We start from the raw sequence: 24361 nt of genomic DNA on the forward strand, positions 1-24361 counted from the left end.
CTATTTCGGCGTCGGCAAGATCGAGCGCGACCAGGTCGAGGACTATGCCGCGCGCAAGGGCATGACGGTGGCCGAGGTCGAGCGCTGGCTGGCGCCGATCCTCAACTACATCCCCGCGCAGGACCAGTCCGCCGCCGACCGCGCGGTGAAGGTGGCGATGCCGAAGGAACCGCCGGCCGCCGTGCCCGCCAACGATGTCGCCTCGCATCCGCCCGGCTGCACCTGCGCCGTGCATCTGGCGTGGCGCAAGAAGGCTGTGGGAGCGGGGTAGGCTCGCGTACGCGTCATCGCCGGGCTTGACCCGGCGATCCATCTCCAAGAAGCTTTTCGCGAAGATGATGGATGCCCGGGTCAAGCCCGGGCACGACGAGTTGTGAGTCCTCCCTCATGAAATTCTTCTCCTTCTGGCGATCGCTGGCGAGTTTTCGGGTGCGCATTGCGCTCAACCTGAAGAAGCTGCCGGCCGAAATCGTTTTCGTCGACATCGATGCCGATGCGCATCGCAGCGATGAATACCGCCGCATCAATCCGCAGATGGCGCTGCCGGCGCTGGTGGAGGACGACGGCACCGTGCTGTTCCAGTCGGTGGCGATCCTCGAATATCTCGAGGAGAAGTATCCCGCCCCGCCGATCCTTCCCGCCGACCCAAAAGGCCGCGCGCGGGTGCGGGCGCTGGCGCTGATGGTGGCCTGCGAGGGACACCCGCTGCTGACGCCGCGGGTGCGGCGCTATCTCGACCGCGAGCTCAATTTGCGCGACGAGCAGCAGACGGCCTGGCGGCGGCACTGGGTGATCGAGACGCTGACGGCGCTGGAGGGGCATCTGGCCGGAAGCAAGCAGACGGGAAAATTCTGCCACGGCGATGCGCCGACCATGGCCGACATCTGCATGGTCGGTCATTGCACCCAGGCCGGGACGCTGCAGATGAGCCTCGACCGCTGGCCGACGGCGAAGCGCATCTTCGACACCGCAATGGCGCTGCCGGAATTTTCCCGCGCGCATCCGCTGGCGCAGCCGGACACGCCGGAGGCGATGCGGCCCAAGGCGGGGTAGTAGCGCGAGGAACGCTCCAAGCGTCGCCCCGGTGCAGGCCGGGGCCCATAACCACAGGGAGATGTTGTTTGAGCGAGCTGGAGCTCCAGCTTCCGCAAAACTATTTCCTGTGGTTATGGGTCCCGGATCGGCGCTCGCTTACGCTCGCTTGTCCGGGACGACAGTTGTGTTTACGGCTTCGCTCTACCCATCCTACGGCCGTCTCGCCCCGGACGCGCTCAATACCCCGGCGGCCGCTGCTTGCTGCGCTTGCCCTTCGGCCCGGCGTAGTAGGGATTGACCAGGCAGGAGGCGGCGCGGCCGGAGGCGGACATCTGGCACTGCGGTATCGACGTGTAGGCGCACTCGTAATAGTAGTCCATGAAGCCCTTATAGACCTGCAGGCAAACCGGATATCTGGGATCGTAGGTCTGGGCCTGGGTGGGCGCAGCGGAGATTGTGCCGATGAACGTCAGGGCTGCGGCGGCAAGCGTGTGGCGTGACTTCATGCTCATGCCCTCGCGGAGCGGTCTTGCCGCCCAACCTTATGCCTGCGGCAAGGACGCGTCGAGGCGTATCCGCGCCGGCGTTGAGCTTCGCAAGCCGCGGCCCGGTCTTGTGCAATGCAAGCAAGCCGGTTCGGTTCATTCATTGACAGCCGCAGCGGCGTGAATGTAGCGTTCCCGCTGCGCCAAGTGCCGGAAAATCGCATGCGACGAGAGCGCACGAAGACGCTCCTGACGATCTGCGAACGAAAGAGCACGAACAAGCCGCGCGCCAAGAGGAAGAACTAATAACACAAGGGAGGGGATGACAATGTTCGTCCAGATTCGGTTCGTCCAGATTCGCGATTCACGACGAGTCCTGTGCCTGGCCGCTGCTGCAGCCATGACCATTGCCGTCACCGGCGCCGCCCATGCCCAGCAGAAGACCGACGTCATCTTCAGCGCCGGACCGACCGGCGGCAGCTGGACGCCGATGGCGGCGGCGGCATCCCAGGTCGTCAACAAGCGGTATCCCGAGTTGAACGTACAGGTCGAGCCGGGTGCGGCGCTCGTCAACATGGAGAAGATCCGCAACGACAAGGCCGATATCGGCTGGTCGATGACGACCGTGATGTCCGATGCGCAGAAAGGCGAAGGTCAGTTCGCGGGCAAGCAGACCGACAAGGGCCTGTTCGTCGCCAACTTCTACCCCAACGTCTGGCAGCTGGTGGTTCCCGCCAACAGCGAGATCAAGAGCGTCAAGGACCTGAAGGGTCAGCCGGTGGCATTGCCATCGCGCGGCAATACCAGCCTTGCGGCCGGCTGGGAGTACCTGCTCAAGGTCAACGGCATGACGCTCAACGACCTCGGCGCCAAGAGCTACGGTCCGGTGTCATCCAATGCCGAGGCGATCAAGAACCGGCAGGCGATGGCGGCCGGTTGGTTCACGGTGGTGCCGGCGTCCTTCATCATGGATCTCGGCTCGGCGATGCCGGTGCGGGTGCTCGGGGTGACCGACGAGGAAATCGCCGCGCTGCAGAAGATCAATCCGGGCTTCGTGCCCTACACGCTTCCGGCCGGCATCTACAAGGAGCAGGGCGTCACCGAAGCGGTCAAGACCTTCCAGTCGCCGACCGTGCTGATCGCCTCCTCCAAGACGTCAGCCGACGTGATCTACAAGATCACCAAGGCCATCGTCGAAGGCCGCGACGAGTTCGGCAACGTCACCAGCGTCATGAAGGGTGTGACGGGGGCGAACATGGCGGAGAATTTCGGCATGCCCATGCATCCCGGCGCGGAGAAATATTACAAGGAGGCGGGGCTGCTGAAGAAGTAGAGCGGGCGGCATGCGCAAGCTCGTAGGTTACGCGGGGCTCGTCGTCGGCACGGTCGCGGTCGCGATGTCCGTGTACCATATCTACGCGCGCCTGACGACATACGCACCCGATCAGCAGGCCCTGCTCTACATCACGCTCGCCTTCAGCCTGGTGCTGTCGTTCCTGCTATGGCCGATGCGCAAGGGCACGACGCCCGATCGCGTGCCATGGGTGGATCTCGTCCTGGCCGGCCTTTCGCTCGCCTGCATCGGCTACATGTTCGTGAACTACGACTACGTGGTGAACCGCTTCCCGACCGCGGATTCGCTCAGTCGAACGGACATGGCGGTCGGCATCGTCGCCACGCTGCTGGTGCTGGAGGCGACGCGGCGCACCATCGGCGCGGCCCTGCCGATCGTCGCGATCGTGTTCCTACTCTACGCCTTCGCCGGCCCCTGGCTCTACGGCTGGACCTACCACAAGGGGCTGAGCCTCGAGATCGCGATCGACCAGACCTACTTCACGACCGAGGGCATTTTCGGCGTGCCGATGACGGTGGCCGCGACCTACGTCATTCTCTTCATCATCTTCGGATCGTTTCTCGAACGATCCGGGGCCGGCGAGTTCTTCATGAACTTCGCCAACGCGATTGCAGGCGGCGCGCGCGGCGGGCCCGGCAAGGTCTCGGTCGTCTCCTCCAGCCTGTTCGGCACGATCTCCGGCTCCGCCGTCGCCAACGTCATGGTCGACGGCTGGCTCACCATTCCCATGATGAAGAAGACCGGCTTCAAGCCGGAGGCCGCCGCTGCCATCGAGGCGGTCGCCTCCACCGGCGGGCAGATCATGCCGCCGATCATGGGCGCGGCAGCCTTCGTGATGGCCGAGTTCCAGGGCGTCAGCTACACCAAGGTGATGATCGCCGCGGTCATCCCCGCGCTGTTCTATTACGGCGCGCTGTTCGCGGCGATCCACTTCAACGCCGTCCGTTCCGGGCTGAAGGGCCTGCCGCGCGAGGAACTGCCGATCCTCGGCTATATCATCGTGCGCCAGGGGCATCTGTTCCTTCCGGTGATCGTGCTGCTGGCGCTGCTGCTGTTCGGCTTCACGCCGACCTACGGCGCGATCATCGCCACCGCCGCGCTGATCGCGATCTCGTGGCTGCGTCCTGCGACCGGGCTCGGCTGGCGCGCGTGCCTCGACGGCCTGCGCGACGGCGCCGTGCAAACTGTGCCGGTAGCGATGGCGTGCGCATCCGCAGGGATCGTGATCGGTATCGTGCTGCAAACCGGGCTGGCGCTGCGGTTCACGGCGTTCCTCATCGATTTCACCTATGGCTCGCTGCTGCTGGCGCTGCTCATCACCATGGTCGCCGGCATCGTTCTGGGCATGGGCATGCCGACTACCCCCGCCTACATCATGCAGGCGGCGCTGCTGGTGCCCGCGATCATGAAGCTCGGCGTCGAACCGATGGCGGCCCACATGTTCGCCTTCTACTTCTCGTGCCTGTCGGCGGTGACCCCGCCGGTGGCGCTGGCCGTATACGCCGCCGCCTCGATCGGCGGCGCCGGGCTATGGGGCTCCGGCGTGCAGGCGGTGAAGTTCGCGGCCGCCGGCTTCATCGTGCCGTTCTTCTTCGTCTACAATCCGGCGCTGCTGTTCCAGGGTCCGTGGCTCCCGATCCTGGGTGCGGTGGTGAGTGGCTCGATCGGCGTGATTGCGCTCGCTGCCGCGCTGGAAGGATACTGCCTGCGCGTCGCGACATGGTTCGAGCGCGCGCTGTTCCTGGTGGCCGCCCTGCTGCTGATCGATCCCAATCTGGTGACCTCTGTGATCGGACTGGTGGTGCTTGCCGTCGTCCTGCTGGTGCAGAAGCTCTGGGTTCCGCGATCCACCGTGGCACAGGGGGCGATCACATGACCCGCGCCCAATACGCCGCGCTGACGCTGGTCGCGTCCGCGCTTCTGCTCGGCACCGTCCTCTACGGCGTCCTGCGCATCTACGCCTGAGCGGCAGGCGTAATGTCAATCGCCGCTCGGCGGCGCCAGCGGCTGCACGATTTCCCTGAACGGGGCCAGCTGCTCGCAATGCGCGGCATGCGCCGCCAGCGCCGGATAGCGTGCGGCATTGAACAGCGCAGCATGCGCCTCGCCCGTGAAGCGCAGCACGCAGGCGACCGCGACGTCGGCATGGCCGATGCGCTCGCCGAACAGATACGGCGTCTTGACGCCGGCGCGCTCCTTCTCCAGCACATCAAGCACGCCGCCGATCTGCGCCTCGCAGCGCTCGACCCACAGCTTCAGCTGCTCCTTGCGGAGTACGCGCTCGTAGACGAGGCTGACCGCCTTGTCGCCGAGCCCGGTCGCCAGCGCACAAAGCCGCAGCTGCCTGCGCCGCGCTTCGCCGCGCGGGGGCAGCATCGCCCTGTCAGGCCCGACGGTTTCGTCGAGATAGTCCAGGATCGCCGTGCTCTCGATCAGCGCTTCGCCCGAATCCAGCACCAGCGTCGGCACCCGCCGCAGCGGATTATACGGAGCGATCTTGTCGGCATCGCCGAAGGTCGACCACGGCCTATGCTCGAAGCCGATGCCATAGAGCCGCATCGCGATCGCGACACGGCGGACGAAGGGGGAGTCGTATTGGCCGATGAGGAACATGGAATTCGATTGCCTCTCTTCTTCGTCATGGCCGGGCATAGCCGTCCGAAGGACGGCGTCGCTTCCGCTCGCCTATGCCCGGCCATCCACGTCTTTGTATCAACGAGGATAGATTAAGGACGTGGACCACCGCGACAAGCCCGATGATGACGCCCAATTTTTCGGCAACGCCGCCCGTAGGAAACCCTACACTTTCTCTTCAATCGCGCGCTTCACCATCGCGATCGCCGCCTCGTTGCGCCGGTACATGGTCCATTGCTTGATACGCTTGACGCGCACCAGCTTGGCTGCGGTGAGCACGCGCATATGCTCGCTCACCGTGGGCGCGCTGACCCCGAGCTTCTCGGCGATCAACAGGCCGCAGACGCCATCCTCGACCAGATCGCCGTCGATCTGCTCGCGAAAATGTTTCCGCGGCTCGCGCAGCCATTCCAGGATCTGCAGCCGCCGCTCATTTGCCAGCGCCCGCAGAACGATCGCAATATTCATTTAGTTATTTTGCTAATTAACTAATTGATGTCAAGTCCCGGACGCGCTAACAAGGGCACCGCCATGGCAGCAACAAAAGAAATTTCGCGCGAGCGCATTGCGGCGACCGAGGCTGTGATCCGTCCATATGTCCGCCGCACGCCGATGCTGCGGACCGATCTCGCCGATTTCGGCCTGCCGCCATCGCATGTGGCCTTCAAGCTGGAGATGCTGCAGCATTCCGGCTCGTTCAAGGCCCGCGGCGCCTTCGCCAACCTCTTGTTGCGCAAGCCGCAAGCGGCCGGCGTGGTGGCCGCCTCTGGCGGCAATCACGGCGCGGCCGTCGCCTATGCGGCGCAGCGGCTCGGCGTACCCGCCACCATTTTTGTGCCCGACATCACCTCGCCCGCCAAGGCCGAGCGCATCCGGAGCTATGGCGCACAACTTGTCATCGGCGGCGCGCGCTATGCCGACGCGCTGGACGCGAGTGAAGCGCATGTCGCGCGCACCGGCGCACTGGCGGTTCATGCATACGACCAGGCGGAGACGCTGCTCGGCCAGGGCACGGTCGGGATGGAGCTGGAGCAGGACGCGCCCGACTTCGACACGCTGCTGGTCGCGGTCGGCGGCGGCGGATTGATCGGCGGCATCGCGGCGTGGTTCTCGGGGCGAAAGCGCATCGTCGCGGTCGAGCCGGAGCAATCGCCGACCCTGCACGCCGCATTCGCAGCAGGCGCGCCGGTCGATGCGCCCGCGGGCGGCATCGCCGCCGACTCGCTGGCACCGCGCCGTGTCGGCGAGCTGATGTTTCCGATCGCGCGCACGCATGTGGAGCAGGTGCTGCTGGTCAGCGACGATGCGATCCGGCAGGCGCAGGCGGCGCTGTGGTCGAGCTTGCGCGTGGTGACCGAACCCGGCGGCGCGGCCGCGTTCGCAGCATTGCTCTCCGGCCGCTATCGTCCCGCACCTGGCGAACGCGTCGGCGTGCTGATCTGCGGCGCCAATACCACGGCGGTGAATTTCGAGAGCGCGCGGGCGGCGTAGAGACGCCCCATCATTCCGCTACTCGATCACCGGCACATGCCTCGCCACACCACGCGGCGCGGTGCCGTCGAGGCGGGGGTCGTCGGCGACCTCGACCTGGCGCCGGAACGGGCGGAAGCCGGCGCGCTGGTAGAACGGCAATGCGGCCGGATGATCGAAGGTGCAGGTGTGCAGCCAAAGGCGCTTGATCGGCTGCGACCAGGCCAGCTGCAAGGCGTGATGCATCAGAAAGCCGCCGGCGCCCTTGCCGACCAGCCTGGCGGTGACGCCGAACATGCCGATCTCGCAGGCGCCGGGCTCGCGGAAGTCCAGCTCCAGCAACCCCTCGTCGCTCCCGTCGGCGGCGAGTGCGAAAGTTTCGACCAGCGGATGATGCAGCCGCGCTGCAAGCTCGGCGTCGGTCATGCGGATGCGCGAGAACCACAGCCACTCCTCGCCGACGCGGCGATAGAGATCGCGGTACCAGGCGAGATTGGGCCGCGTGACCTTGCGCAGTGTCCACAGGCCGGGCGGATTTGGCGAAGCCGCCGGACGCTCGGTCATTTCGAGATGCGTGACGACCGCGGCGATCTTGCCTGCGGGGACGTCGGAGTAACCGTCTGGGAGGATCATGGCGCGGTCTCTCTATTCGTCATGGCCGGGCAAAAGCGCGAAGCGCGTCTTCGCGCTGGATGTCCCGGCCATCCACGCGTCTCTGCGGAAAGAAAGTAAGACGTGGATCGCCGGGTCAAGCCCGGCGATGACGAGGGGAGGCGGCCGGCATCACCCCTCCCCCTCGTCGCTCGCCAGCACGCCCTTCACTGCGCGCGCCCAGCCCTTCAGCTTCCGCTCGCGAGTCGCCGCGCTCATCGCGGGCTTGAAGCGGTGTTCGAGGCGCCAGTTGTCGGCGAATTTTTTCGGCTCGGGATAAACCCCCGCATGGAGGCCGGCGAGATAGGCGGCGCCGAGCGCGGTGGTTTCGAGGATCGACGGGCGGTCGACCGGGGCGTCGAGCAGATCGGCGAGGCGCTGCATGGTCCAGTCGGAGGCGGTCATGCCGCCGTCGACGCGCAGCACGGTTTTCGCCGCGCTCGATTCCGGCCAGTCGGCGCGCATCGCGGCCCAGAGGTCGTAGGTCTGGTAGCAGACGCTTTCAAGGGCCGCGTGGGCAAGCTCGGCGGGGCCGGTGTTGCGGGTCAAGCCGAACAGCGCGCCGCGCACGTTCGGATTCCAGTAGGGCGCGCCCATGCCGACGAAGGCCGGCACGAGATAGACGCTCTGCATGGAATCGGATTTGTCCGCCAGCGGCCCGGTCTCGGACGCCTGCTTGATGATGCCGAGCCCGTCGCGCAGCCATTGCACGGCGCTTCCGGCGACGAAGATCGAGCCTTCCAGCGCGTAGGTGCGCTTGCCGTCGAGCTGGTAGGCGATGGTGGTGAGCAGCTTGTTCTTCGAGGCGACCGGCGTGGTGCCGGTGTTGAGCAAAGCGAAGCAGCCGGTGCCGTAGGTCGACTTGATCATGCCGGGCTCGAAGCAGGCCTGGCCGATGGTGGCGGCCTGCTGGTCGCCGGCGATGCCTGATATGACGATGGGGCCGCCGAACAGGGCCGGATCGGTCTCGCCGAATCTGGCGGAAGAATCCTTCACCTCGGGGAGCATCGAGCGCGGCACGCGGATGATCTTCAGGAGCTCGTCGTCCCACTCGCCGCTGTGAATGTTGAACAGCAGCGTGCGCGATGCGTTGGTGGCGTCGGTGACGTGGGCCTTGCCGCCGGTCAGCCGCCACATCAGGTAGCAGTCGACGGTGCCGAATACGAGCTCGCCGCGCTCGGCGCGTTGGCGCGCGCCGGGGACGTGGTCGAGGATCCAGGCGACCTTGGTGCCGGAGAAATAGGGGTCGACGATCAGGCCGGTCTTTTTGGAGATCGTGGGCTCGTGGCCTTCGCTCTTGAGCTTCGCGCAGACGTCGGCGGTGCGCCGGTCCTGCCAGACGATGGCGCGGTGGATCGCCTTGCCGGTGGCGCGATCCCACACCACGGTGGTCTCGCGCTGGTTGGTGATGCCGATGGCGGCGATGTCCTTGGCCTTCAGGCCCGCCTTCTCCAGCGCGTCGCGGCAGGTCATCACGGTGGAGGTCCAGATGTCCTCCGGCTCATGCTCGACCCAGCCGGAAGCCGGGAAATGCTGCGGAAACTCCTGCTGCGCCACGGCGGCGATGGAGATGTCCTTGCGGAACACGATGGCGCGCGAGGACGTGGTGCCCTGATCGATGGCGAGGACGAAGGACATTGGGGTGTTTCTTCCCGGGAGGATTGTTGTGACGTGTCGCGCCAAAGACAGCGGATTGGGAGGGGAAGGTCAAGGTTGCAGGAGGTGGCGCGACAAATTCGAATGTCGTCCCGGCGAAGGCCGGGACCCATAGCCACAGCTGTTCGTTGCCGGGCTCGCTGGAGCCACAGCCTTCGCAACAACAGAGCCCGGTGGTTTTGGGCCCCGGCCTACGCCGGGGCGACAACTCACGCCGCCGCCGTCGTCACGCCGCCGTCGACGACGATGGTCTGGCCGGTCATGAAGGTGGAGGCATCCGAGGCCAGATACGCCACCGCGCCGGCGATCTCGTCGGGCTCGCCGATGCGGCGGAGCGGCGTGGTGGCGGTGCGGTGCTTCAGCATCTCCTCGTTCTCCCACAGCGCGCGGGCGAAATCGGTCTTGATGAGGCCGGGCGCAACGCAATTGACGCGCACGCCGCTCGGGCCCCATTCGCCGGCGAGGCTGCGGCACAGCGCGAAGTCGGCGGCTTTCGAAATGCCGTAGGCGCCGATCACGGTGGAGCCGCGCATGCCTCCGATCGAGGAGATAATGACGACCGAGCCTTTGCCGCGCGCGGCCATCTGCGGGATCGCCTCGGCGCAGAGCCAGATGTTGCTCTTGACGTTGCTCCCCATGATCTTGTCGAAGGCCTCGTCCGAGATGTCGAGCAGCGGGCCGTAATAGGGGTTGACCGCGGCGTTGCAGACGAGGATGTCGACCTTGCCGTAATGCTTCGTAGTGCCCGCGATCAGCGCCTTCACCTCGTCATGGCGCGAGATGTTGCAGGGGATGACGTGGGCGTCGCCGCCGGACTTCCTGATGCCTTCGGCGACCGCGTGACAGGCATCGGCCTTGCGGGAGGAAATCACGACCTTGGCGCCGAGCTTCGCCAGCAACTCCGCGGCGGAGCGTCCGATGCCGCGGCTGGAGCCGGTGATGACGGCGACGGAGCCGGTGAGATCGAACGGGGTGGATTTCACGGCGTCTGCTCCGATAGGTTCATGTCCATTATTTCTCGTCATGCCCGGGCTTGTCCCGGGCATCCACGTTCTTCCTTTGCTGCCGCCAAGACGTGGATGGCCGGGACGAAGCCCGGCCATGACGCGGATGGCGTGTGGCCGAGGCGCGCGAATGCGCGCCACGGGCTGGCGGGAGAGAGACCTACACCAATCCGCCCGCGTCGGTGACGCGGCGCAGGTGATAGTCGGTGTCGCCGAAGGTGTTCTCGATCATGGTCAGCCGCTTGAAATAGTGGCCGATCTTGGCCTCCATGGTCATGCCGATGCCGCCATGGAGCTGGATCGCCTGCTGGCCGACGAACTTCAGCGACTTGCCGATCTGCACCTTGGCCGCTGCGATCGCTTTGGCACGCTCCTTCGCATCGTCGAAGTCGGACGCCATGGTGGCGAACATCGACATGCTGCGCGCCTGCTCGACCGCGACGAACATGTCGGAGGCACGATGCTGCAGGCTCTGGAAGGTGCCGATCGGCACGCCGAACTGCTTTCGGGTCTTGATGTACTCGACGGTGGTCTTGAGCGACTCGTCCATCAGCCCGACCGCTTCCGCGCACAGCGCGCCGCGGGCGTCGTCGACCACGCGCTCGATCAAGGCGAGGCCGTCCTCGGGATTGCCGATCGCCGCATCCGCGCCGACCTCGACGCCGGTGAAGGTGATGTCGGCGGCGTGCAGACCGTCCTGGGTCGGATAGGATTTCTTGGTGACGCCCTTGGCACTGGCCGGCACCAGGAAGACGCCAACGCCGGTCTCGTCGCGGCGCTCGCCCTTGGTGCGCGCGGTGACGATCAGCGTGTCCGCATTCTCGCCGTTGAGGACGACGAATTTCTCGCCGTCGATCACGTAAGCATCGCCCTTCTTCTTGGCCGTCGTGGTGACATCGTGCAGGTCGTAGCGCGAGTTCTTCTCGAGCTGGGCGAAGGCAAAGGTCTTGCTGCCGTCGATGATGGCAGGCACATAAGCGGCCTTCTGCGTGTCGGTGCCGCCATGGCGCAGGAAGCCGCCGCCGATCACCACGGTCGCCAGATACGGCTCCAGCACCAGCGCCTTGCCGAGCGCTTCCATCACGATCATGGTTTCGACGCCGCCGGCACCGAAGCCGCCATCCTTTTCCGCAAAGGGAAGGCCGAGCAGGCCCTGCTCGGCGAGCTTGCCCCATACGGCCTTGCTCCAGCCGCCCTTCTCCTTCATGTACTTTTTGCGGGCATCGAAGTCGTAGGAGTCGGTCAGCAGACCGTCGACGCTTTCCTTGAGAAGCCGCTGCTCCTCGGACAAATCAAAATCCATCTTGCTTACTCTCTCAGGCTATTCTTTTTCATCGTCATGCCCGGGCTTGTCCCGGGCATCCACGTTCTTTGTGCGTCAACACGTGGATGGCCGGGTCAAGCCCGGCCATGACGACACGTGTGTATGAACTGCTCACAGCCCCAGCACCGCCTTGGCGATGATGTTGCGCTGGATCTCGTTGGAGCCGCCGTAGATCGAGACCTTGCGGTTGTTGAAGTAGCTCGGCGCGATCTGCGCGGTCCACTCCATCGCCTCGTTGGAGCCGTCGTCGCCATGGACGTCGTAGGGCGCGGCGAGCGGGCCGATCACTTCCATCAGCAGCTCGGTGGTGGTCTGCTGGATCTCCGAGCCCTTGATCTTCAGCACGGACGACGCCGGATTGGGCTTGCCCTTGCCGTGCTTGCTCTCGTCGGCGACGACGCGGAGCTGCGTCAACTCGAGCGCCTTGAGCTCGATCTCGCAGGCCGCGAGCTTCTCGCGGAAGGCGGGGTCGAGCAGGATCGGCTTGCCGCCCGACTCGACCTTGCCGGCCAGTTCCTTGATGCGGCGGATGCGCTCCTTGGAGACGCCGACGCGGGCGATGCCGGTGCGCTCGTTGCCGAGCAGGAACTTGGCGTAGTCCCAGCCCTTGTTCTCCTCGCCGATGATGTTCTCGTAAGGCACCTCGACGTCGTCGAAGAAGACCTCGTTGACCTCGTGGCTGCCGTCGATGGTCTGGATCGGGCGCACGGTGACGCCCTTGCTCTTCATGCTGAACACGATGAAGGAGATGCCGGTCTGCTTCTTCGCCGAGGGGTCGGTGCGGCAGAGGCAGAAGATCATGTCGGCGTGCTGGGCGAGCGTGGTCCAGGTCTTCTGGCCGTTGATGATCCACTTGTCGCCCTTGCGCTCGGCCTTGGTCTTCAGCGAGGCGAGGTCCGAGCCGGAGCCGGGCTCCGAGAAGCCCTGGCACCACCAGTCGTCGACATTGGCGATGCGCGGCAGATACTTCTTCTTCTGCTCTTCGTTGCCGAAGGTGTAGATGACCGGACCGACCATGCTGACGCCGAAGGCGAGCGGCGCCGGCGCCGGATAGGCCTGCAGCTCCTCGTTGAAGATGTAGTGCTGCACCGAGGACCACCCCGTGCCGCCATATTCCTTCGGCCAGTGCGAGACGCCCCAGCCCTTCTTGTTGAGGATGCGCCACCAGATGACCATCTCGTCCTTGGACAGATGACGGCCCTCGACCAGCTTGCGCCGCGTCTCCGGCGGCACGTTGTCCTTGAAGAACTGCCGCACTTCCTCGCGAAACGCGATTTCTTCCTTGGTAAAAGCGAGATCCATCGGATCCTCCTTCTCTCAATTGTCGTCCCGGCGAAAAGCTGGGATCCATAACCACCGAACTCAGTTACTGCGAAAGCCGTCTCTCCGAGTGCCTCAAGCAAAGCCGCGGCGTATGGGTCCCGGCCTTCGCCGGGACGACGCGGAGTTGGCGGAGCGACTTCAAGAACGGCCTCCCGCGACTTGCTGCTGCTTCTCCGCCGCCGGCTGCGCCTTGCGCAGTTCGTGGCGTGACAGCTTGCCGACCGGCGTGCGCGGCAATTCCCTGACGAACTCGACCGCGGCGGGCAGCTCGTGCTTGCCGAGCTTGCCGGCGAGGAAGGCGCGCAGCTCCTCGGCGGTGAACGGCGCAGCGCCTGCGCGCAGCGTGACGAAGGCCTTTGCCGCCTCGCCGCGGTAATCGTCGGCAATGCCGATCACGATCACTTCCTGTACGGACGGGTGGGTGTAGATCGCCTGCTCGATCATCTGCGGATAGACGTTGAAGCCGCCGGAGATGATCATGTCCTTCTTGCGGTCGACCAGGTGGAAATAGCCGTCGGCGTCCATGTAGCCGATGTCGCCGGTGAGGAAGCGGTCGCCGACGAAGGACTCCGCGCTCTCCTTCGGCTTGTTCCAGTAGCCCTTGGTGACGTTCGGCCCCCTGATGCGGATTTCGCCGGTTTCGCCGACCGGCAGCACCTTCGTCGGGTCATCCAGCGAGACGACGTCAAGCTCGATGCCGGGCAGCATCAGGCCGATGGAGCCGGGCTTGTCCGGGCCTTCCTTCGGGTGGCCGGTGCCGGGCGAGCAGGTCTCGGTCATGCCCCAGCCGCTCTTCAGCTTCATGCCGACCTTGCGCTCGAAGATCTTCGCCACTTCCACCGGCAGCGGCGCGCCGCCGGAGCCGGCGACGACCAGCGAGGAGAAATCGCGCTTGTCGAGATCGGGCAGCGCGGCGATCGCGATCCACATGGTCGGCACGCCGGGGAAAACCGTGGCGCGCTTGGCCTCGATGTCGCGCATCACCGCTTCGACGTCGAAGCGCTGGTGCAGCGAAATGAGGTTGCCGCGGCGGAGCGAGGACAGCAGCACCACCGTCAGCGCGAAGATGTGGAATAGCGGCAAGACGCAGATCACGCGCTCGATCGCGTTGCGCTTGAGCCGCTCCGGCCGGCCCCAGACGTCGTAGATGGACACGGATGCCGTCAGATTGCCATGGCTGAGCATGGCGCCCTTGGGCAAACCAGTCGTGCCGCCGGTATATTGCAGCAGCGCGACGTCATCGACGTCGATGGCGGGCCAGGTGGCGGGCTTCGTTACGCCGTCGACGAATTGCCTGTAGGTGACGATGGCCGGATTCTCCGGCAGCGCCGTCTGCGGCGTGCCCGCCTTGCCCCAGTCGTCGTCCTCGCAAACGATGAGCCTGTCGAGCAGGCCCTTGTCGAGGAATTTCAGCGCGGTCGGCAATAGCGCGGAAAGATTGCTGGTGACGAGCACGCGCGCGCCGGAATCGGTGAGCTTGTGCGACAGCGCGATCTCGCCGTCGAGCGGTGACAGGTGCACGATGCGCGCGCCTGCCTTCAGCGCGCCGAAGAAATTGACCGGATGGTCCGGCGTGTTGCCGAGGAACAGCGCGACGGACTTGTCGCGGCCGTAGCCGGCGCGCAGGAAGGCGGCGGCCGCGGTCTCGACCCTGTCTTCCAGCTCGGCATAGCCGATCGGCCGGTCGCGGAATTCGATGGCGGGGCGCGCGCCGTAATCGGAGGCCGCCTGCGACAGCAGGTCGGGCAGCGTGCCGCGCTCGATCGTATCGTCCCAGCGGACGCCTTGCGGATAATGTTGCTCGCCGGGATGGGTCATGGGGATTTCAGTGCATCAGATTGAATTCGTCATTCCAGGGCGCCGCGAATCCATACTCACGATGGTGGTTATGGATTCCGGGCCTGTGCCTTGCGGCGCATCTCCGATGCGCAATTGCGCATCGGAGAATGACGAGTGGCTAGAGTTGGGCATCAAGCCGCCTTCGACGGCGCGGCGAGCGAGGCGAAGGTGCCGCCTGACGCCGCAAGGCGCTTGAGCAGCGGCGCCGGCTCCAGCGAGGGATCGTTGGTCTCCTTGGCGTAGTAGGAGAGGCGATCGGCGATGTGCTTGAGCCCCATCGTGTCGGCCCAGAACATCGGGCCGCCGCGGTAGATCGGCCAGCCATAGCCATAGAGCCAGATCACGTCGATGTCGCTCGGACGCGCCGCGATGCCCTCCTCGAGGATGCGCGCCCCCTCGTTGATCATCGGATACATCATGCGCTCGAGAATCTCCTCGTCGCTGACGACGCGGCGCTTCTTGCCGAGCTTCTGCAAGGTTTCCTCGATCAGCTTCTCGACGTCGGGATCGGGCAGCGGCGAGCGCGAGCCGCCTTCGTACTTGTAGTAGCCCTTGCCGGTCTTCTGGCCGAAGCGGCCGGCTTCGCAGAGCGCGTCCGCGATCTCCGACTTGATGCCGCGGTCCTTGCGCGAGCGCCAGCCGATGTCGAGGCCGGCCAGATCGCCCATCGCGAACGGACCCATCGGCATGCCGAATTTTGTCACCACCGCATCGACCTGCTGCGGCAGCGCGCCTTCGAACAGCAGCTTCTCCGACTGCTTGCCGCGCTGGGCCAGCATGCGATTGCCCACAAAACCGTCGCAGACGCCGACCACCGCCGGCACCTTGGCGATCTTGCGCGCGATCGACACCGCGGTGGTCAGCGCATCGGGCGCGGTCTTGTCGGCGCGGACGATCTCGCACAGCTTCATGACGTTGGCGGGCGAGAAGAAGTGCATACCGAGAACGTCCTGCGGACGCTTGGTCACTTTCGCGATCTCGTCGATGTTGAGATACGAGGTATTGGAGGCGAGCACGGCGCCCGGCTTGGCGTGCTGGTCGAGCGCACCGAACACGTCCTTCTTCACCGCCATGGTCTCGAACACGGCCTCGATCACAAGGTCAGCGTCCTTGACGTTTTCGAGGCCGACCTTGCCGTCGATCAGCGCCATGCGCTTGGCCGGCGCGTCCGCGGGGATGCCGCCGCGGGCGGCGGTGGCTTCCCAGTTCTTCTGCATCACGCCCATGCCGCGCTTCAGCGCCTCCTCGCCGGTCTCGATCAGCGTGACCGGAATGCCGGCATTGGCAAAGGACATCGCGATGCCGCCGCCCATGGTGCCGGCGCCGATGATGGCGACGCGCTCGACCTTGCGCGGCTTGGTGCCATCAGGGACGCCCGCGATCTTGGAGGCCTCGCGCTCGGCGAAGAAAGCGTAACGCTGCGCCTTGGACTGGTCGCTGGTGAGGAGCTTCATGAAGCCCTCGCGCTCCTTCTTCAGGCCCTCGTCGAAGGGCAGCTCGATGGCGGCGCGCACGGCGTCGGCCGCGGCGAACGGCGCTTCCAGCCCCCTCGCCTTCTTGGTCAGTGCTGCTACCGCATTGGTGAAGATCGAGATGTCGGCCTTGGCCGCGGCCAGCTTGCTGTCGTCGTCGCGCAGCTTGCGCAGCGGGCGCTTTTCCGCGATCAGCTTGCGGGCGAAGGCTTCGCCGCCGGAAGCAGGCCCCTCGACGATTTCCTCGATCAGGCCGCTCTTCAGCGCCTCGGCCGCGCCGATCGGATCGCCGCTGACGATCATCTTCACGGCAAGCTCCGGACCCACCGCGCGCGGCAGGCGCTGCGTGCCCCCGGCGCCCGGCAGAAGGCCGAGCTTCACCTCGGGCAGGCCGAGCTTGGCTTCCTTCACCGCCACGCGAAAGTGGCATGCCAGCGCCACCTCGAGGCCGCCGCCGAGCGCGGTGCCGTGAATGGCGGCAACGATCGGTTTCGGCGAATTCTCCATCAGCGTCAGCACTTCGGCGAGGCCCGGCGGCTTCGGCGGCTTGCCGAATTCGGTGATGTCGGCGCCGGCAATGAAGGTGCGGCCGCCGCAAGTCAGCACGATGGCCTGGATGCCGCCATCGGCGATCGCCTCCTTCATGCAGTCGAAAATGCCGCCGCGCACCGCTGCGCTCAGCGCGTTCACGGGAGGGCTGTCCACCGTGACGATGCCGATGACGTCATGACGTTCGAGCTTGACCACTGCGTTCACGAGACTCTCCCTCAGATCTTTTCTTCGTTTGCTTAACTTGCGTTGAGCAGCTGCCGAACTTGCGTTCAGGAGCTGCGCCGGAAGTTAGTTTCGCACTGCGAAATTAAATTCCACATCTTGACACGGAGGGTTATTTTGAAGCACGTCCGTTGTCAACGAGGACAGAAAACCAAGCAGGGAATGAAACGTCCAGCCAAGAAACCGGCGGCCGACCGCAGCTTCGTCGTCGCGCTTTCCCGCGGCCTCGATGTATTGCGCGCATTCCATCCCAATGATGGCCTCTTGGGCAATCAAGAGCTTGCCGCACGTACCAAATTGCCGAAGCCGACCGTTTCCCGGCTCACCTACACCCTGACGAAGCTCGGCTACCTTACACCCGTCCCCCGTTTCGAGAAGTATCAGCTCGCCCCGTCAGCCATGGCGCTGGGGTATGCCGCCCTGGCGAATTTGGGGGTCCGGCATCTGTCGGAAGCCTTCCGCGAAGAAGTCATGCGCGAGACCGGCGGTGCGGTGGCCGTCGGCGCGCGCGACCGTCTCAGCATGATCTATTTCGGGCAGAGCCGTAACGGGCTGACGCTCGGCGTCCAGCTCGACGTCGGTTCGCGGATACCAATTGCAACCACGGCGATGGGTCGTGCGTATATCTGGGCACTGCCGCCGGAGGATCGTGCCGCACTGCTCCGCGAGCTGCGCGAACATTATGGCAGCCGGTGGCCCAAGATGCGCGACGGCATCGAGCGGTCGGGCGAGATGGTGGCGCGCCGTGGTTTCGCGATTTCTGCAGGTGAGTGGCAGGACGACGTCCACGCGGTTGGCGTAGCCTTGAAGCTGAATGACGGAACCGGGCCCTATGCATTCAATTGCGGCGCGCCCGCATTCCGTTTCACGGAAGATCGCCTGGTCAACGACATTGGACCTCGCATGGTTGCGATGGTAAGGAACATCGAAACGGCGCTGGGCGGTGTCGTTGCCACAGCAAAAAAAGATGAAAGCAAGAAGGCAAGAGGAGGGAGAACGCGTGTTGTCGAGGGGATCCGATAGCCGTCGCGCGAGCGACCGGCGCATGCACTCACGAGGTCGCGTCAGCCCGATCTTGGCGGGCGCAGCAATATGACGCAGGCACAGCTCGCGCAGGGCAATGCCCCCCTGCTAGCGGTTCGCGACGTCAGCGTCGTGTTCGGCGGCATCATCGCGCTTAACGGCGTCACCTTCGACATGCACAAGGGCGCGATCCTCGGCCTGATCGGCCCGAACGGCGCCGGCAAGACCACGCTGTTCAACTGCCTGTCGCGGCTCTATCAGCCGTCGTCCGGCGACATCCTGATGGAAGGCTCGAGCATCCTGACGCGGCCGGCGCACAAGATCGCCGAGATCGGCATCGGCCGCACCTTCCAGAACGTCGCGCTGTTTCCCAACCTGTCCGTGATGGACAATGTCCGCGTCGGCTGCCACGCCCGAACATCCAGCGACATCATCAGCGACTCGCTCAAGCTCGCCTGGGTCCGCAGAAGCGAGGACGGCATCAACGGCAAGGTCGAGGAGATCCTCGCCTATCTCGATCTGGGGAGCGTCGCCCACACCACGGTGTCGGGCCTGCCCTTCGGCACCCAGAAGCGCGTCGAGCTGGCGCGTGCGCTCGCCGCCGATCCGAAGATCCTTCTGCTCGACGAGCCGGCCGGCGGCCTCAACCACGAGGAAGTCCATGTGCTCGGCGACCTGATCCGCCGCATCCGCAACGAGCGGCACATGACCGTGCTCTTGGTCGAGCACCACATGGGCCTCGTGATGTCGATCGCCGACCATGTCGTGGCGCTGAATTTCGGCCGCAAGCTGGCCGAGGGAACCCCGGCCCAGGTCCAGGCCAACCCTGACGTGATCAAGGCCTATCTCGGGAGCAAGGACCAATGACCGCGATGCTCAACGTCAAGGACCTGCGCGCCTATTACGGCCAGGTCCAGGCCTTGCACGGCCTCTCCTTCTCGCTCAACGAAGGCTCGCTGACCACGCTGCTCGGCGCCAACGGCGCCGGCAAGACCACGACGCTGCGGGCGATCTGCAACATGGTGCGCTCGACCGGCGCCATCGAGTTCGAGGGCGCGCCGCTGGCAAGCAAGTCCACCGAGAACATCGTCCGCCTCGGCATCGCGCACGTGCCGCAGGGCCGCGGCACCTTCACCACCATGACGGTGGAGGAAAACCTGCAGCTCGGCGCGATCTCGCGCAAGGACAAGGCCGGCATCGTCTCCGACATCGAGCGCATGTACGCGCACTTTCCGGTGCTGAAGGAACGCTACTCCCAGCAGGCCGGCACGCTGTCGGGCGGCGAGCAGCAGATGCTCGCGGTGGCCCGCGCGCTGATGCTGCGGCCGCGCCTGATGCTGCTGGACGAGCCGTCGTTCGGCCTGGCGCCGCTGGTGGTTCGTGACCTCTTCAAGATCCTCGGCAAGATCAACCGCGAGGACAAGGTCACCATCCTGGTCGTCGAGCAGAACGCCCAACTCGCGCTCGAGCTCGCCGACAAGGCCTACGTCATCGAAACCGGACGCATCGTGATGTCGGGCGACGCCAAAGAGATCGCCAACAACGAAGACGTCCGCAAATCCTATCTGGGTTACTGAGGAGCCGGGACGATGGAACTCTTTGTCAATCAGGTCCTGGCCGGCGTCTCCACCGGCGCGATCTACGCCTGCATGGCGCTCGCGGTAGTGATGATCTACCAGGCCATCGACCATCTGAACTTCGCCCAGGGCGAGATGGCGATGTTCTCGACCTTCATCTCCTGGCAGTTGATGCAGTGGGGCATACCGTACTGGTGGGCGTTCCTGATCACGATCGCGGTTTCGTTCGCCGGCGGCATCCTGATCGAGCGGCTGCTGTTCAAGCCGCTGGCGAAGGCGCCGGTGCTGACCAACGTCGCCGGCTTCATCGCGCTGTTCGCCATCGTCAACTCGGTGGCCGGCCTGATCTGGGATTTCACCATCAAGCAATACCCGACCCCGTTCGGCTCCTCGGCGTTCCTCGGCAGCCAGCTGATCTCGACCCACCAGGCCGGCATGATCGGCGTCACGCTTCTGATGCTGGTCGGTCTCTATGTCTTCTTCCAGTTCACCCGGATCGGCCTTGCAATGCGCGCCGCCGCCGCGCTGCCGGAATCGGCGCGCCTCGTCGGCATCAACACCAGCTGGATGATCGCGCTCGGCTGGGGCATGGCCTCCGCGATCGGCGCCGTCGCCGGCATCCTGATCGCCCCCGTCGTCTTCCTCGAGCCGAACATGATGGGCGGCGTGCTGGTCTACGGCTTCGCCGCCGCGGTGCTCGGCGGCCTCACCTCGCCGCTCGGCGCCGTCGTCGGCGGCTTCCTGATGGGTGTCTTCGAGAACCTCGCCGGCACCTACATCCCCGTCGTGGGCAATGAGCTGAAACTGCCGATCGCGCTTGCGCTGATCATCATCGTCCTGGTCTTCAAACCTGCCGGTCTGTTCGGCCGAGCCATCGTCAAGCGAGTCTGATCATGAGCGCAGCTGCAGAAGACGCCGTCACAGAAGCCCCGGCCGTCGAGGCCGTTCCGAAGCGCGCCATGACGCTTGGCACCGGCACCTCGCTGGTGATCCTGGGGGTCTTGCTCATCCTCCCGATGTTCGTGAAGAACTTCATCGCCTTCCAGATGACGATGGTCATGATCTACGGGATCGCGGTGCTGGCGCTCAACATCCTGACCGGCGGCTCCGGCCAGTTCTCGCTGGGCCAGAGCGCGTTCTACGCGCTTGGCGCCTACACGTCGGCGGTCCTGATGGAAAACGCCAACGTGAACTATGCGCTGACGCTGCCGATCGCCGGGCTGGTCTCGTTCGGCGCCGGCTATCTGTTCGGCAAGCCGGCGCTGCGGCTTTCCGGCATCTATCTGGCACTGGCCACCTTCGCGCTCGCGGTCGCCATGCCGCAGTTCCTCAAGCTGCATTTCTTCGAGTCCTGGACCGGCGGCGTGCAGGGCCTCGTCGTCGTGAAGCCCGATGCGCCGTTCGGCCTGCCGATCAGCCAGGACAAGTGGCTCTATTACTTCACCCTGGCCATCACAGTTGCGATCTATCTCGGGTCGGTCAACCTGTTGCGCTCGCGCTCGGGCCGCGCCTTCATGTCGATCCGCGACAACGAGATCGCCGCCTCCGCCATGGGTGTCGACGTCGCCAAGTACAAGACGCTTGCCTTCGGCGTCTCCGCAGGCATCACCGGCATCGCCGGCGGGCTCAGCGCCATCGTGGTGGCGTTCGTGGCGCCCGACAGCTACACGATCAACCTCGCGATCGCGCTGTTCCTCGGCATGGTGGTCGGCGGCGTCGGCTGGCTGCCGGGATCGTTCGTCGGCGCCGCCTTCATCATCTACGTGCCCAACATCGCCGAGAGCATCAACAAGGGGCTCTCCGGCGCCGTGTTCGGCGTGCTGCTGTTCATCGTGATCTTCCTCGTGCCGCACGGCGCTAGGCAGGTGGCGATCGTTGCCCAGCAGCTGATCGGCAAGTTCAGGAAATGAGCTGACCGGCGAAATATTCCGCTGCGCGGTTAACCACGCAGCGCATTCGACCAAAAAAGAAGCCCCCTGCGACCCCGTCGCCGGGGGCTTTTTGTTGCTGGCGGGCGGCAGAAGGTATTGAATACCATCAAAGGCCGCGAAGTGCCTGTCGATAACAACAAGAAACACGAAACCGGATCCAGGGAGACCAGAATGCCCATCAACCACCTGCGACTGGGAGCCGTTGCGGCATCCCTCGCATTGCTTGCCGCGACCAGCAGCCCCTCTTTCGCACAGAAGAAATACGACACCGGTGCGTCCGACACCGAAATCAAGATCGGCAACATCATGCCCTACTCGGGCCCCGCATCCGCCTATGGCGTGATCGGCAAAACCGAAGCCGCCTACTTCAACAAGATCAACGCCGAGGGCGGCATCAACGGCCGCAAGATCAACTTCATCAGCTATGACGACGGCTACAGCCCGCCGAAGACGGTGGAGCAGGCGCGCAAGCTGGTGGAGAGCGACGAGGTCCTTTTGATCTTCAACCCGCTTGGCACGCCGCCCAACACGGCGATCCAGAAATATCTGAACCAGAAGAAGGTGCCGCAGCTGCTCGTCGCCACCGGCGCCACCAAGTGGAACGACCCGAAGAACTTCCCCTGGACGATGGGCTGGCAGCCCAACTACCAGAGCGAATCGCAGATCTACGCCAAGTACATCCTGAAGGAGAAACCGAACGCCAAGATCGCGATCCTTTACCAGAACGACGACTACGGCAAAGACTACGTCAAGGGCCTCAAGGACGGTCTCGGCGCCAAGGCGGCCTCGATGATCGTGCTGGAGGAGAGCTACGAGGTGTCGCAGCCCACCATCGACTCCAGCATCGTCAAGATGAAGGCGACGGACGCCGACGTGTTCTTCAACGTCACCACGCCGAAATTCGCGGCGCAGTCGATCAAGAAGATGGCCGAGGTCGGCTGGAAGCCGATGCACATCCTCAACAACGTCGCGGCCTCGGTCGGCACGGTGATGAAGCCCGCCGGGTTCGAGAATTCGCAAGGCATCATCTCCTCGAGCTACATGAAGGACCCGACCGACGCGCAATGGAAGAACGATCCGGGCCTTAAGGCCTGGAACGAGTTCCTGGACAAATACTACCCGGAAGCCAACCGGGCCGACGGCGCGGTGGTGTACGCCTACAACGTTGCCCAGGCGCTGGTGCAGGTGCTCAAGCAGTGCGGCGACGACCTGACCCGCGAGAACGTGATGCGGCAGGCGGCGAGCCTCAAGAACTTCGTACCCGGCGGCGTCCTCCCGGGCGTCAAGGCCAACACCTCGCCGACCGACTTCGCCCCGATCTCGCAACTGCAACTCATGCGCTTCAAGGGCGAGACCTGGGAGCTGTTCGGCGAAATCCTGAGCGGCGACGTCGGCGGCTAGCCGCCGACCCCTGCTGTCTGAGCGACGCAGCCCCTCGCGCGACCAGCGCGGGGGCTTTTAATTTGTGATGTCGCGGGCGAAATGGTAGTTACCACATGTCAAGAACAGCCCTGCGCCACAAGCCGGGCAAACGTGACTTCAACTTGAAGGGAGAGAGACGTTAATGTCCGTTACGACCAAACTCGCGGTGCTTTCTACCGCACTCGCCGTGATCGCCGCTTCTTCGAGCGGCGCGCTGGCGCAAAAGAAATACGATACCGGCGCAACCGATACCGAGATCAAGATCGGCAACATCATGCCCTACTCGGGCCCCGCATCCGCCTACGGCGTGATCGGGAAGACCGAGGAAGCCTACTTCAAGAAGATCAACGCCGAAGGCGGCATCAACGGCCGCAAGATCAACTTCGTCAGCTATGACGACGGCTATTCTCCGCCGAAGACGGTGGAGCAGGCGCGCAAGCTGGTCGAGAGCGACGAAGTGCTGCTGGTCTTCAATCCGCTCGGCACGCCGCCGAACACGGCGATCCAGAAATACCTGAATTCCAAGAAGGTGCCGCAGCTGTTCGTCGCCACCGGCGCCACCAAGTGGAACGATCCGAAGGGCTTCCCCTGGACCATGGGCTGGCAGCCCAACTACCAGAGTGAATCGCAGATCTACGCCAAGTACATCCTGAAGAACCATCCGAACGCCAAGATCGGCGTGCTCTACCAGAACGACGACTACGGCAAGGACTACCTCAAGGGTCTCAAGGACGGCCTCGGCTCCAAGACCTCGATGATCGTGCTGGAGGAGAGCTTCGAGGTCTCCGCACCGACCATCGACAGCCACATCGTCAAGCTCAAGGCCTCCGGCGCCGACGTCTTCGTCAACATCACCACGCCGAAATTCGCGGCGCAGGCGATCAAGAAGAACGCCGAGATCGGCTGGAAGCCCGTGCACTTCCTCAACAACGTCTCGGCCTCCGTCGGCAGCGTGATGAAGCCGGCCGGATTCGAGAACGGCCAGGACATCATCTCCTCGGCGTATCTGAAGGATCCGACCGACGCGCAGTGGAAGAGCGATGCCGGCATGAAGGCGTGGAACGAATTCCTGGATAAATACTATCCGGAAGCCAACCGCGCCGACGGCTCGGTGATGTACGGCTACACGGTGGCTCAGGGCCTCGTGCAGGTACTCAAGCAGTGCGGCGACGACCTCACCCGCGCCAACGTGATGAAGCAGGCGGCCAGCATCAAGGATCTCGAGCTCGGCGGCCTCTTGCCCGGCGTCAAGGTCAACACCTCGGCGACCGACTTCGCGCCGATCTCGCAGCTGCAGCTGGTGAAGTTCAAGGGCGAGACCTGGGAGCGCTTCGGCGAGGTCATGGACGGCCAGGCCGCCGGCGGCTGATTGCCGGATCCTATCGGC

22 protein-coding genes are annotated in these 24361 nt (G+C 64.9%); 12 read left to right on the forward strand and 10 right to left on the reverse strand.

Going from position 1 to position 24361, the window contains the following annotated elements; genetic code table 11:
* Positions 1 to 271, forward strand: a 271-nt coding sequence (locus ACT4OC_RS21100; RefSeq protein ID WP_444840969.1) for a hypothetical protein, incomplete at its 5' end; no start/stop codon positions are given.
* Between the two features lie 116 nt (positions 272 to 387).
* Complete coding sequence (gene maiA / locus ACT4OC_RS21105; RefSeq protein ID WP_444840970.1) at positions 388 to 1053, forward strand: maleylacetoacetate isomerase; 666 nt, start codon at positions 388 to 390, stop codon at positions 1051 to 1053.
* A gap of 218 nt (positions 1054 to 1271) precedes the next feature.
* Here maiA and ACT4OC_RS21110 read toward each other — a convergent pair whose 3' ends face one another.
* Complete coding sequence (locus tag ACT4OC_RS21110; protein ID WP_444840971.1) at positions 1272 to 1541, reverse strand: DUF3551 domain-containing protein; 270 nt, start codon at positions 1539 to 1541, stop codon at positions 1272 to 1274.
* A gap of 307 nt (positions 1542 to 1848) precedes the next feature.
* Here ACT4OC_RS21110 and ACT4OC_RS21115 point away from each other — a divergent pair, with 307 nt between their 5' ends.
* Both ACT4OC_RS21115 and ACT4OC_RS21120 read left to right on the forward strand, forming a co-directional pair.
* The gene (locus tag ACT4OC_RS21115) at positions 1849 to 2853 is read left to right on the forward strand and encodes a TAXI family TRAP transporter solute-binding subunit (RefSeq protein WP_444840972.1); all 1005 of its coding nucleotides are present in this window, start codon (positions 1849 to 1851) and stop codon (positions 2851 to 2853) included.
* A gap of 10 nt (positions 2854 to 2863) precedes the next feature.
* A complete protein-coding gene (locus ACT4OC_RS21120) occupies positions 2864 to 4750 on the forward strand; it encodes a TRAP transporter permease (RefSeq protein WP_444840973.1) in 1887 nt (628 codons plus the stop codon).
* 104 nt (positions 4751 to 4854) lie between these two features.
* Here the strand turns inward: ACT4OC_RS21120 and ACT4OC_RS21125 are convergent, their stop codons facing one another.
* Both ACT4OC_RS21125 and ACT4OC_RS21130 read right to left on the reverse strand, forming a co-directional pair.
* Entirely contained in the window at positions 4855 to 5487 is a 633-nt protein-coding gene (locus ACT4OC_RS21125; RefSeq protein WP_444840974.1) for a glutathione S-transferase family protein, read from the reverse strand.
* A 186-nt stretch (positions 5488 to 5673) separates the two neighbouring features.
* Positions 5674 to 5976 carry an ArsR/SmtB family transcription factor gene (locus ACT4OC_RS21130; RefSeq protein ID WP_444840975.1) on the reverse strand — a complete coding sequence of 101 codons (303 nt, stop codon included), beginning with the start codon at positions 5974 to 5976 and terminating at the stop codon, positions 5674 to 5676.
* 63 nt (positions 5977 to 6039) lie between these two features.
* Between ACT4OC_RS21130 and ACT4OC_RS21135 the strand changes: the two genes are divergently transcribed.
* Positions 6040 to 6999, forward strand: a complete 960-nt coding sequence (locus ACT4OC_RS21135; protein WP_444840976.1) for a threonine/serine dehydratase — start codon at positions 6040 to 6042, stop codon at positions 6997 to 6999.
* A gap of 18 nt (positions 7000 to 7017) precedes the next feature.
* Here ACT4OC_RS21135 and ACT4OC_RS21140 read toward each other — a convergent pair whose 3' ends face one another.
* From ACT4OC_RS21140 to ACT4OC_RS21170, 7 genes are all read right to left on the reverse strand, one after another.
* Entirely contained in the window at positions 7018 to 7611 is a 594-nt protein-coding gene (locus ACT4OC_RS21140; protein WP_444840977.1) for a GNAT family N-acetyltransferase, read from the reverse strand.
* 150 nt (positions 7612 to 7761) lie between these two features.
* Positions 7762 to 9267 carry a glycerol kinase GlpK gene (glpK, locus tag ACT4OC_RS21145; RefSeq protein WP_444840978.1) on the reverse strand — a complete coding sequence of 502 codons (1506 nt, stop codon included), beginning with the start codon at positions 9265 to 9267 and terminating at the stop codon, positions 7762 to 7764.
* 227 nt (positions 9268 to 9494) lie between these two features.
* Entirely contained in the window at positions 9495 to 10268 is a 774-nt protein-coding gene (locus ACT4OC_RS21150; RefSeq protein ID WP_444840979.1) for an SDR family NAD(P)-dependent oxidoreductase, read from the reverse strand.
* Positions 10269 to 10449: 181 nt separating this feature from the next.
* A complete protein-coding gene (gene pimD, locus ACT4OC_RS21155; protein WP_444840980.1) occupies positions 10450 to 11592 on the reverse strand; it encodes a pimeloyl-CoA dehydrogenase small subunit in 1143 nt (380 codons plus the stop codon).
* Positions 11593 to 11724: 132 nt separating this feature from the next.
* Positions 11725 to 12915: a pimeloyl-CoA dehydrogenase large subunit gene (pimC, locus tag ACT4OC_RS21160; RefSeq protein WP_444840981.1), complete on the reverse strand. Its 1191-nt coding sequence runs from the start codon at positions 12913 to 12915 to the stop codon at positions 11725 to 11727.
* Between the two features lie 159 nt (positions 12916 to 13074).
* On the reverse strand, positions 13075 to 14754 hold the full coding sequence (gene pimA / locus ACT4OC_RS21165; RefSeq protein ID WP_444840982.1) for a dicarboxylate--CoA ligase PimA: 1680 nt from the start codon (positions 14752 to 14754) through the stop codon (positions 13075 to 13077).
* A 152-nt stretch (positions 14755 to 14906) separates the two neighbouring features.
* Positions 14907 to 17003 (reverse strand): 3-hydroxyacyl-CoA dehydrogenase NAD-binding domain-containing protein, encoded by a 2097-nt coding sequence (locus ACT4OC_RS21170; RefSeq protein WP_444840983.1) that lies wholly within the window; start codon positions 17001 to 17003, stop codon positions 14907 to 14909.
* 180 nt (positions 17004 to 17183) lie between these two features.
* Between ACT4OC_RS21170 and ACT4OC_RS21175 the strand changes: the two genes are divergently transcribed.
* The 7 genes from ACT4OC_RS21175 (at position 17184) to ACT4OC_RS21205 (ending at position 24343) form a co-directional block, all read left to right on the forward strand.
* Positions 17184 to 18044 (forward strand): IclR family transcriptional regulator, encoded by an 861-nt coding sequence (locus ACT4OC_RS21175; protein WP_444840984.1) that lies wholly within the window; start codon positions 17184 to 17186, stop codon positions 18042 to 18044.
* A 69-nt stretch (positions 18045 to 18113) separates the two neighbouring features.
* Positions 18114 to 18911 (forward strand): ABC transporter ATP-binding protein, encoded by a 798-nt coding sequence (locus ACT4OC_RS21180; RefSeq protein WP_444840985.1) that lies wholly within the window; start codon positions 18114 to 18116, stop codon positions 18909 to 18911.
* Positions 18908 to 19621 (forward strand): ABC transporter ATP-binding protein, encoded by a 714-nt coding sequence (locus tag ACT4OC_RS21185; protein ID WP_444840986.1) that lies wholly within the window; start codon positions 18908 to 18910, stop codon positions 19619 to 19621. Before ACT4OC_RS21180 ends, ACT4OC_RS21185 begins: the two co-directional genes overlap by 4 nt.
* A 12-nt stretch (positions 19622 to 19633) precedes the next feature.
* Complete coding sequence (locus ACT4OC_RS21190) at positions 19634 to 20512, forward strand: branched-chain amino acid ABC transporter permease (protein WP_444840987.1); 879 nt, start codon at positions 19634 to 19636, stop codon at positions 20510 to 20512.
* A 2-nt stretch (positions 20513 to 20514) separates the two neighbouring features.
* Complete coding sequence (locus ACT4OC_RS21195) at positions 20515 to 21531, forward strand: branched-chain amino acid ABC transporter permease (RefSeq protein ID WP_444840988.1); 1017 nt, start codon at positions 20515 to 20517, stop codon at positions 21529 to 21531.
* Between the two features lie 192 nt (positions 21532 to 21723).
* Positions 21724 to 22953 (forward strand): ABC transporter substrate-binding protein, encoded by a 1230-nt coding sequence (locus ACT4OC_RS21200; RefSeq protein WP_444840989.1) that lies wholly within the window; start codon positions 21724 to 21726, stop codon positions 22951 to 22953.
* 163 nt (positions 22954 to 23116) lie between these two features.
* Positions 23117 to 24343 (forward strand): ABC transporter substrate-binding protein, encoded by a 1227-nt coding sequence (locus tag ACT4OC_RS21205; protein ID WP_444840990.1) that lies wholly within the window; start codon positions 23117 to 23119, stop codon positions 24341 to 24343.
* The last annotated feature ends 18 nt before the right edge of the window (positions 24344 to 24361 follow it).

The organism is Bradyrhizobium sp., from assembly GCF_052389815.1.
Classification (GTDB): Bacteria; Pseudomonadota; Alphaproteobacteria; order Rhizobiales; family Xanthobacteraceae; genus Bradyrhizobium.

Excerpts from the sequence above, each read along its gene's own strand:
- maiA (WP_444840970.1), top strand. The coding sequence starts at position 388 with ATGAAATTCTTCTCCTTCTGGCGATCGCTGGCGAGTTTTCGGGTGCGC.
- ACT4OC_RS21110 (WP_444840971.1), bottom strand. The coding sequence starts at position 1,541 with ATGAAGTCACGCCACACGCTTGCCGCCGCAGCCCTGACGTTCATCGGC.
- ACT4OC_RS21115 (WP_444840972.1), top strand. The coding sequence starts at position 1,849 with ATGTTCGTCCAGATTCGGTTCGTCCAGATTCGCGATTCACGACGAGTC.
- ACT4OC_RS21120 (WP_444840973.1), top strand. The coding sequence starts at position 2,864 with ATGCGCAAGCTCGTAGGTTACGCGGGGCTCGTCGTCGGCACGGTCGCG.
- ACT4OC_RS21125 (WP_444840974.1), bottom strand. The coding sequence starts at position 5,487 with ATGTTCCTCATCGGCCAATACGACTCCCCCTTCGTCCGCCGTGTCGCG.
- ACT4OC_RS21130 (WP_444840975.1), bottom strand. The coding sequence starts at position 5,976 with ATGAATATTGCGATCGTTCTGCGGGCGCTGGCAAATGAGCGGCGGCTG.
- ACT4OC_RS21135 (WP_444840976.1), top strand. The coding sequence starts at position 6,040 with ATGGCAGCAACAAAAGAAATTTCGCGCGAGCGCATTGCGGCGACCGAG.
- ACT4OC_RS21140 (WP_444840977.1), bottom strand. The coding sequence starts at position 7,611 with ATGATCCTCCCAGACGGTTACTCCGACGTCCCCGCAGGCAAGATCGCC.
- glpK (WP_444840978.1), bottom strand. The coding sequence starts at position 9,267 with ATGTCCTTCGTCCTCGCCATCGATCAGGGCACCACGTCCTCGCGCGCC.
- pimD (WP_444840980.1), bottom strand. The coding sequence starts at position 11,592 with ATGGATTTTGATTTGTCCGAGGAGCAGCGGCTTCTCAAGGAAAGCGTC.
- pimC (WP_444840981.1), bottom strand. The coding sequence starts at position 12,915 with ATGGATCTCGCTTTTACCAAGGAAGAAATCGCGTTTCGCGAGGAAGTG.
- pimA (WP_444840982.1), bottom strand. The coding sequence starts at position 14,754 with ATGACCCATCCCGGCGAGCAACATTATCCGCAAGGCGTCCGCTGGGAC.
- ACT4OC_RS21175 (WP_444840984.1), top strand. The coding sequence starts at position 17,184 with ATGAAACGTCCAGCCAAGAAACCGGCGGCCGACCGCAGCTTCGTCGTC.
- ACT4OC_RS21180 (WP_444840985.1), top strand. The coding sequence starts at position 18,114 with ATGACGCAGGCACAGCTCGCGCAGGGCAATGCCCCCCTGCTAGCGGTT.
- ACT4OC_RS21185 (WP_444840986.1), top strand. The coding sequence starts at position 18,908 with ATGACCGCGATGCTCAACGTCAAGGACCTGCGCGCCTATTACGGCCAG.
- ACT4OC_RS21190 (WP_444840987.1), top strand. The coding sequence starts at position 19,634 with ATGGAACTCTTTGTCAATCAGGTCCTGGCCGGCGTCTCCACCGGCGCG.
- ACT4OC_RS21195 (WP_444840988.1), top strand. The coding sequence starts at position 20,515 with ATGAGCGCAGCTGCAGAAGACGCCGTCACAGAAGCCCCGGCCGTCGAG.
- ACT4OC_RS21200 (WP_444840989.1), top strand. The coding sequence starts at position 21,724 with ATGCCCATCAACCACCTGCGACTGGGAGCCGTTGCGGCATCCCTCGCA.
- ACT4OC_RS21205 (WP_444840990.1), top strand. The coding sequence starts at position 23,117 with ATGTCCGTTACGACCAAACTCGCGGTGCTTTCTACCGCACTCGCCGTG.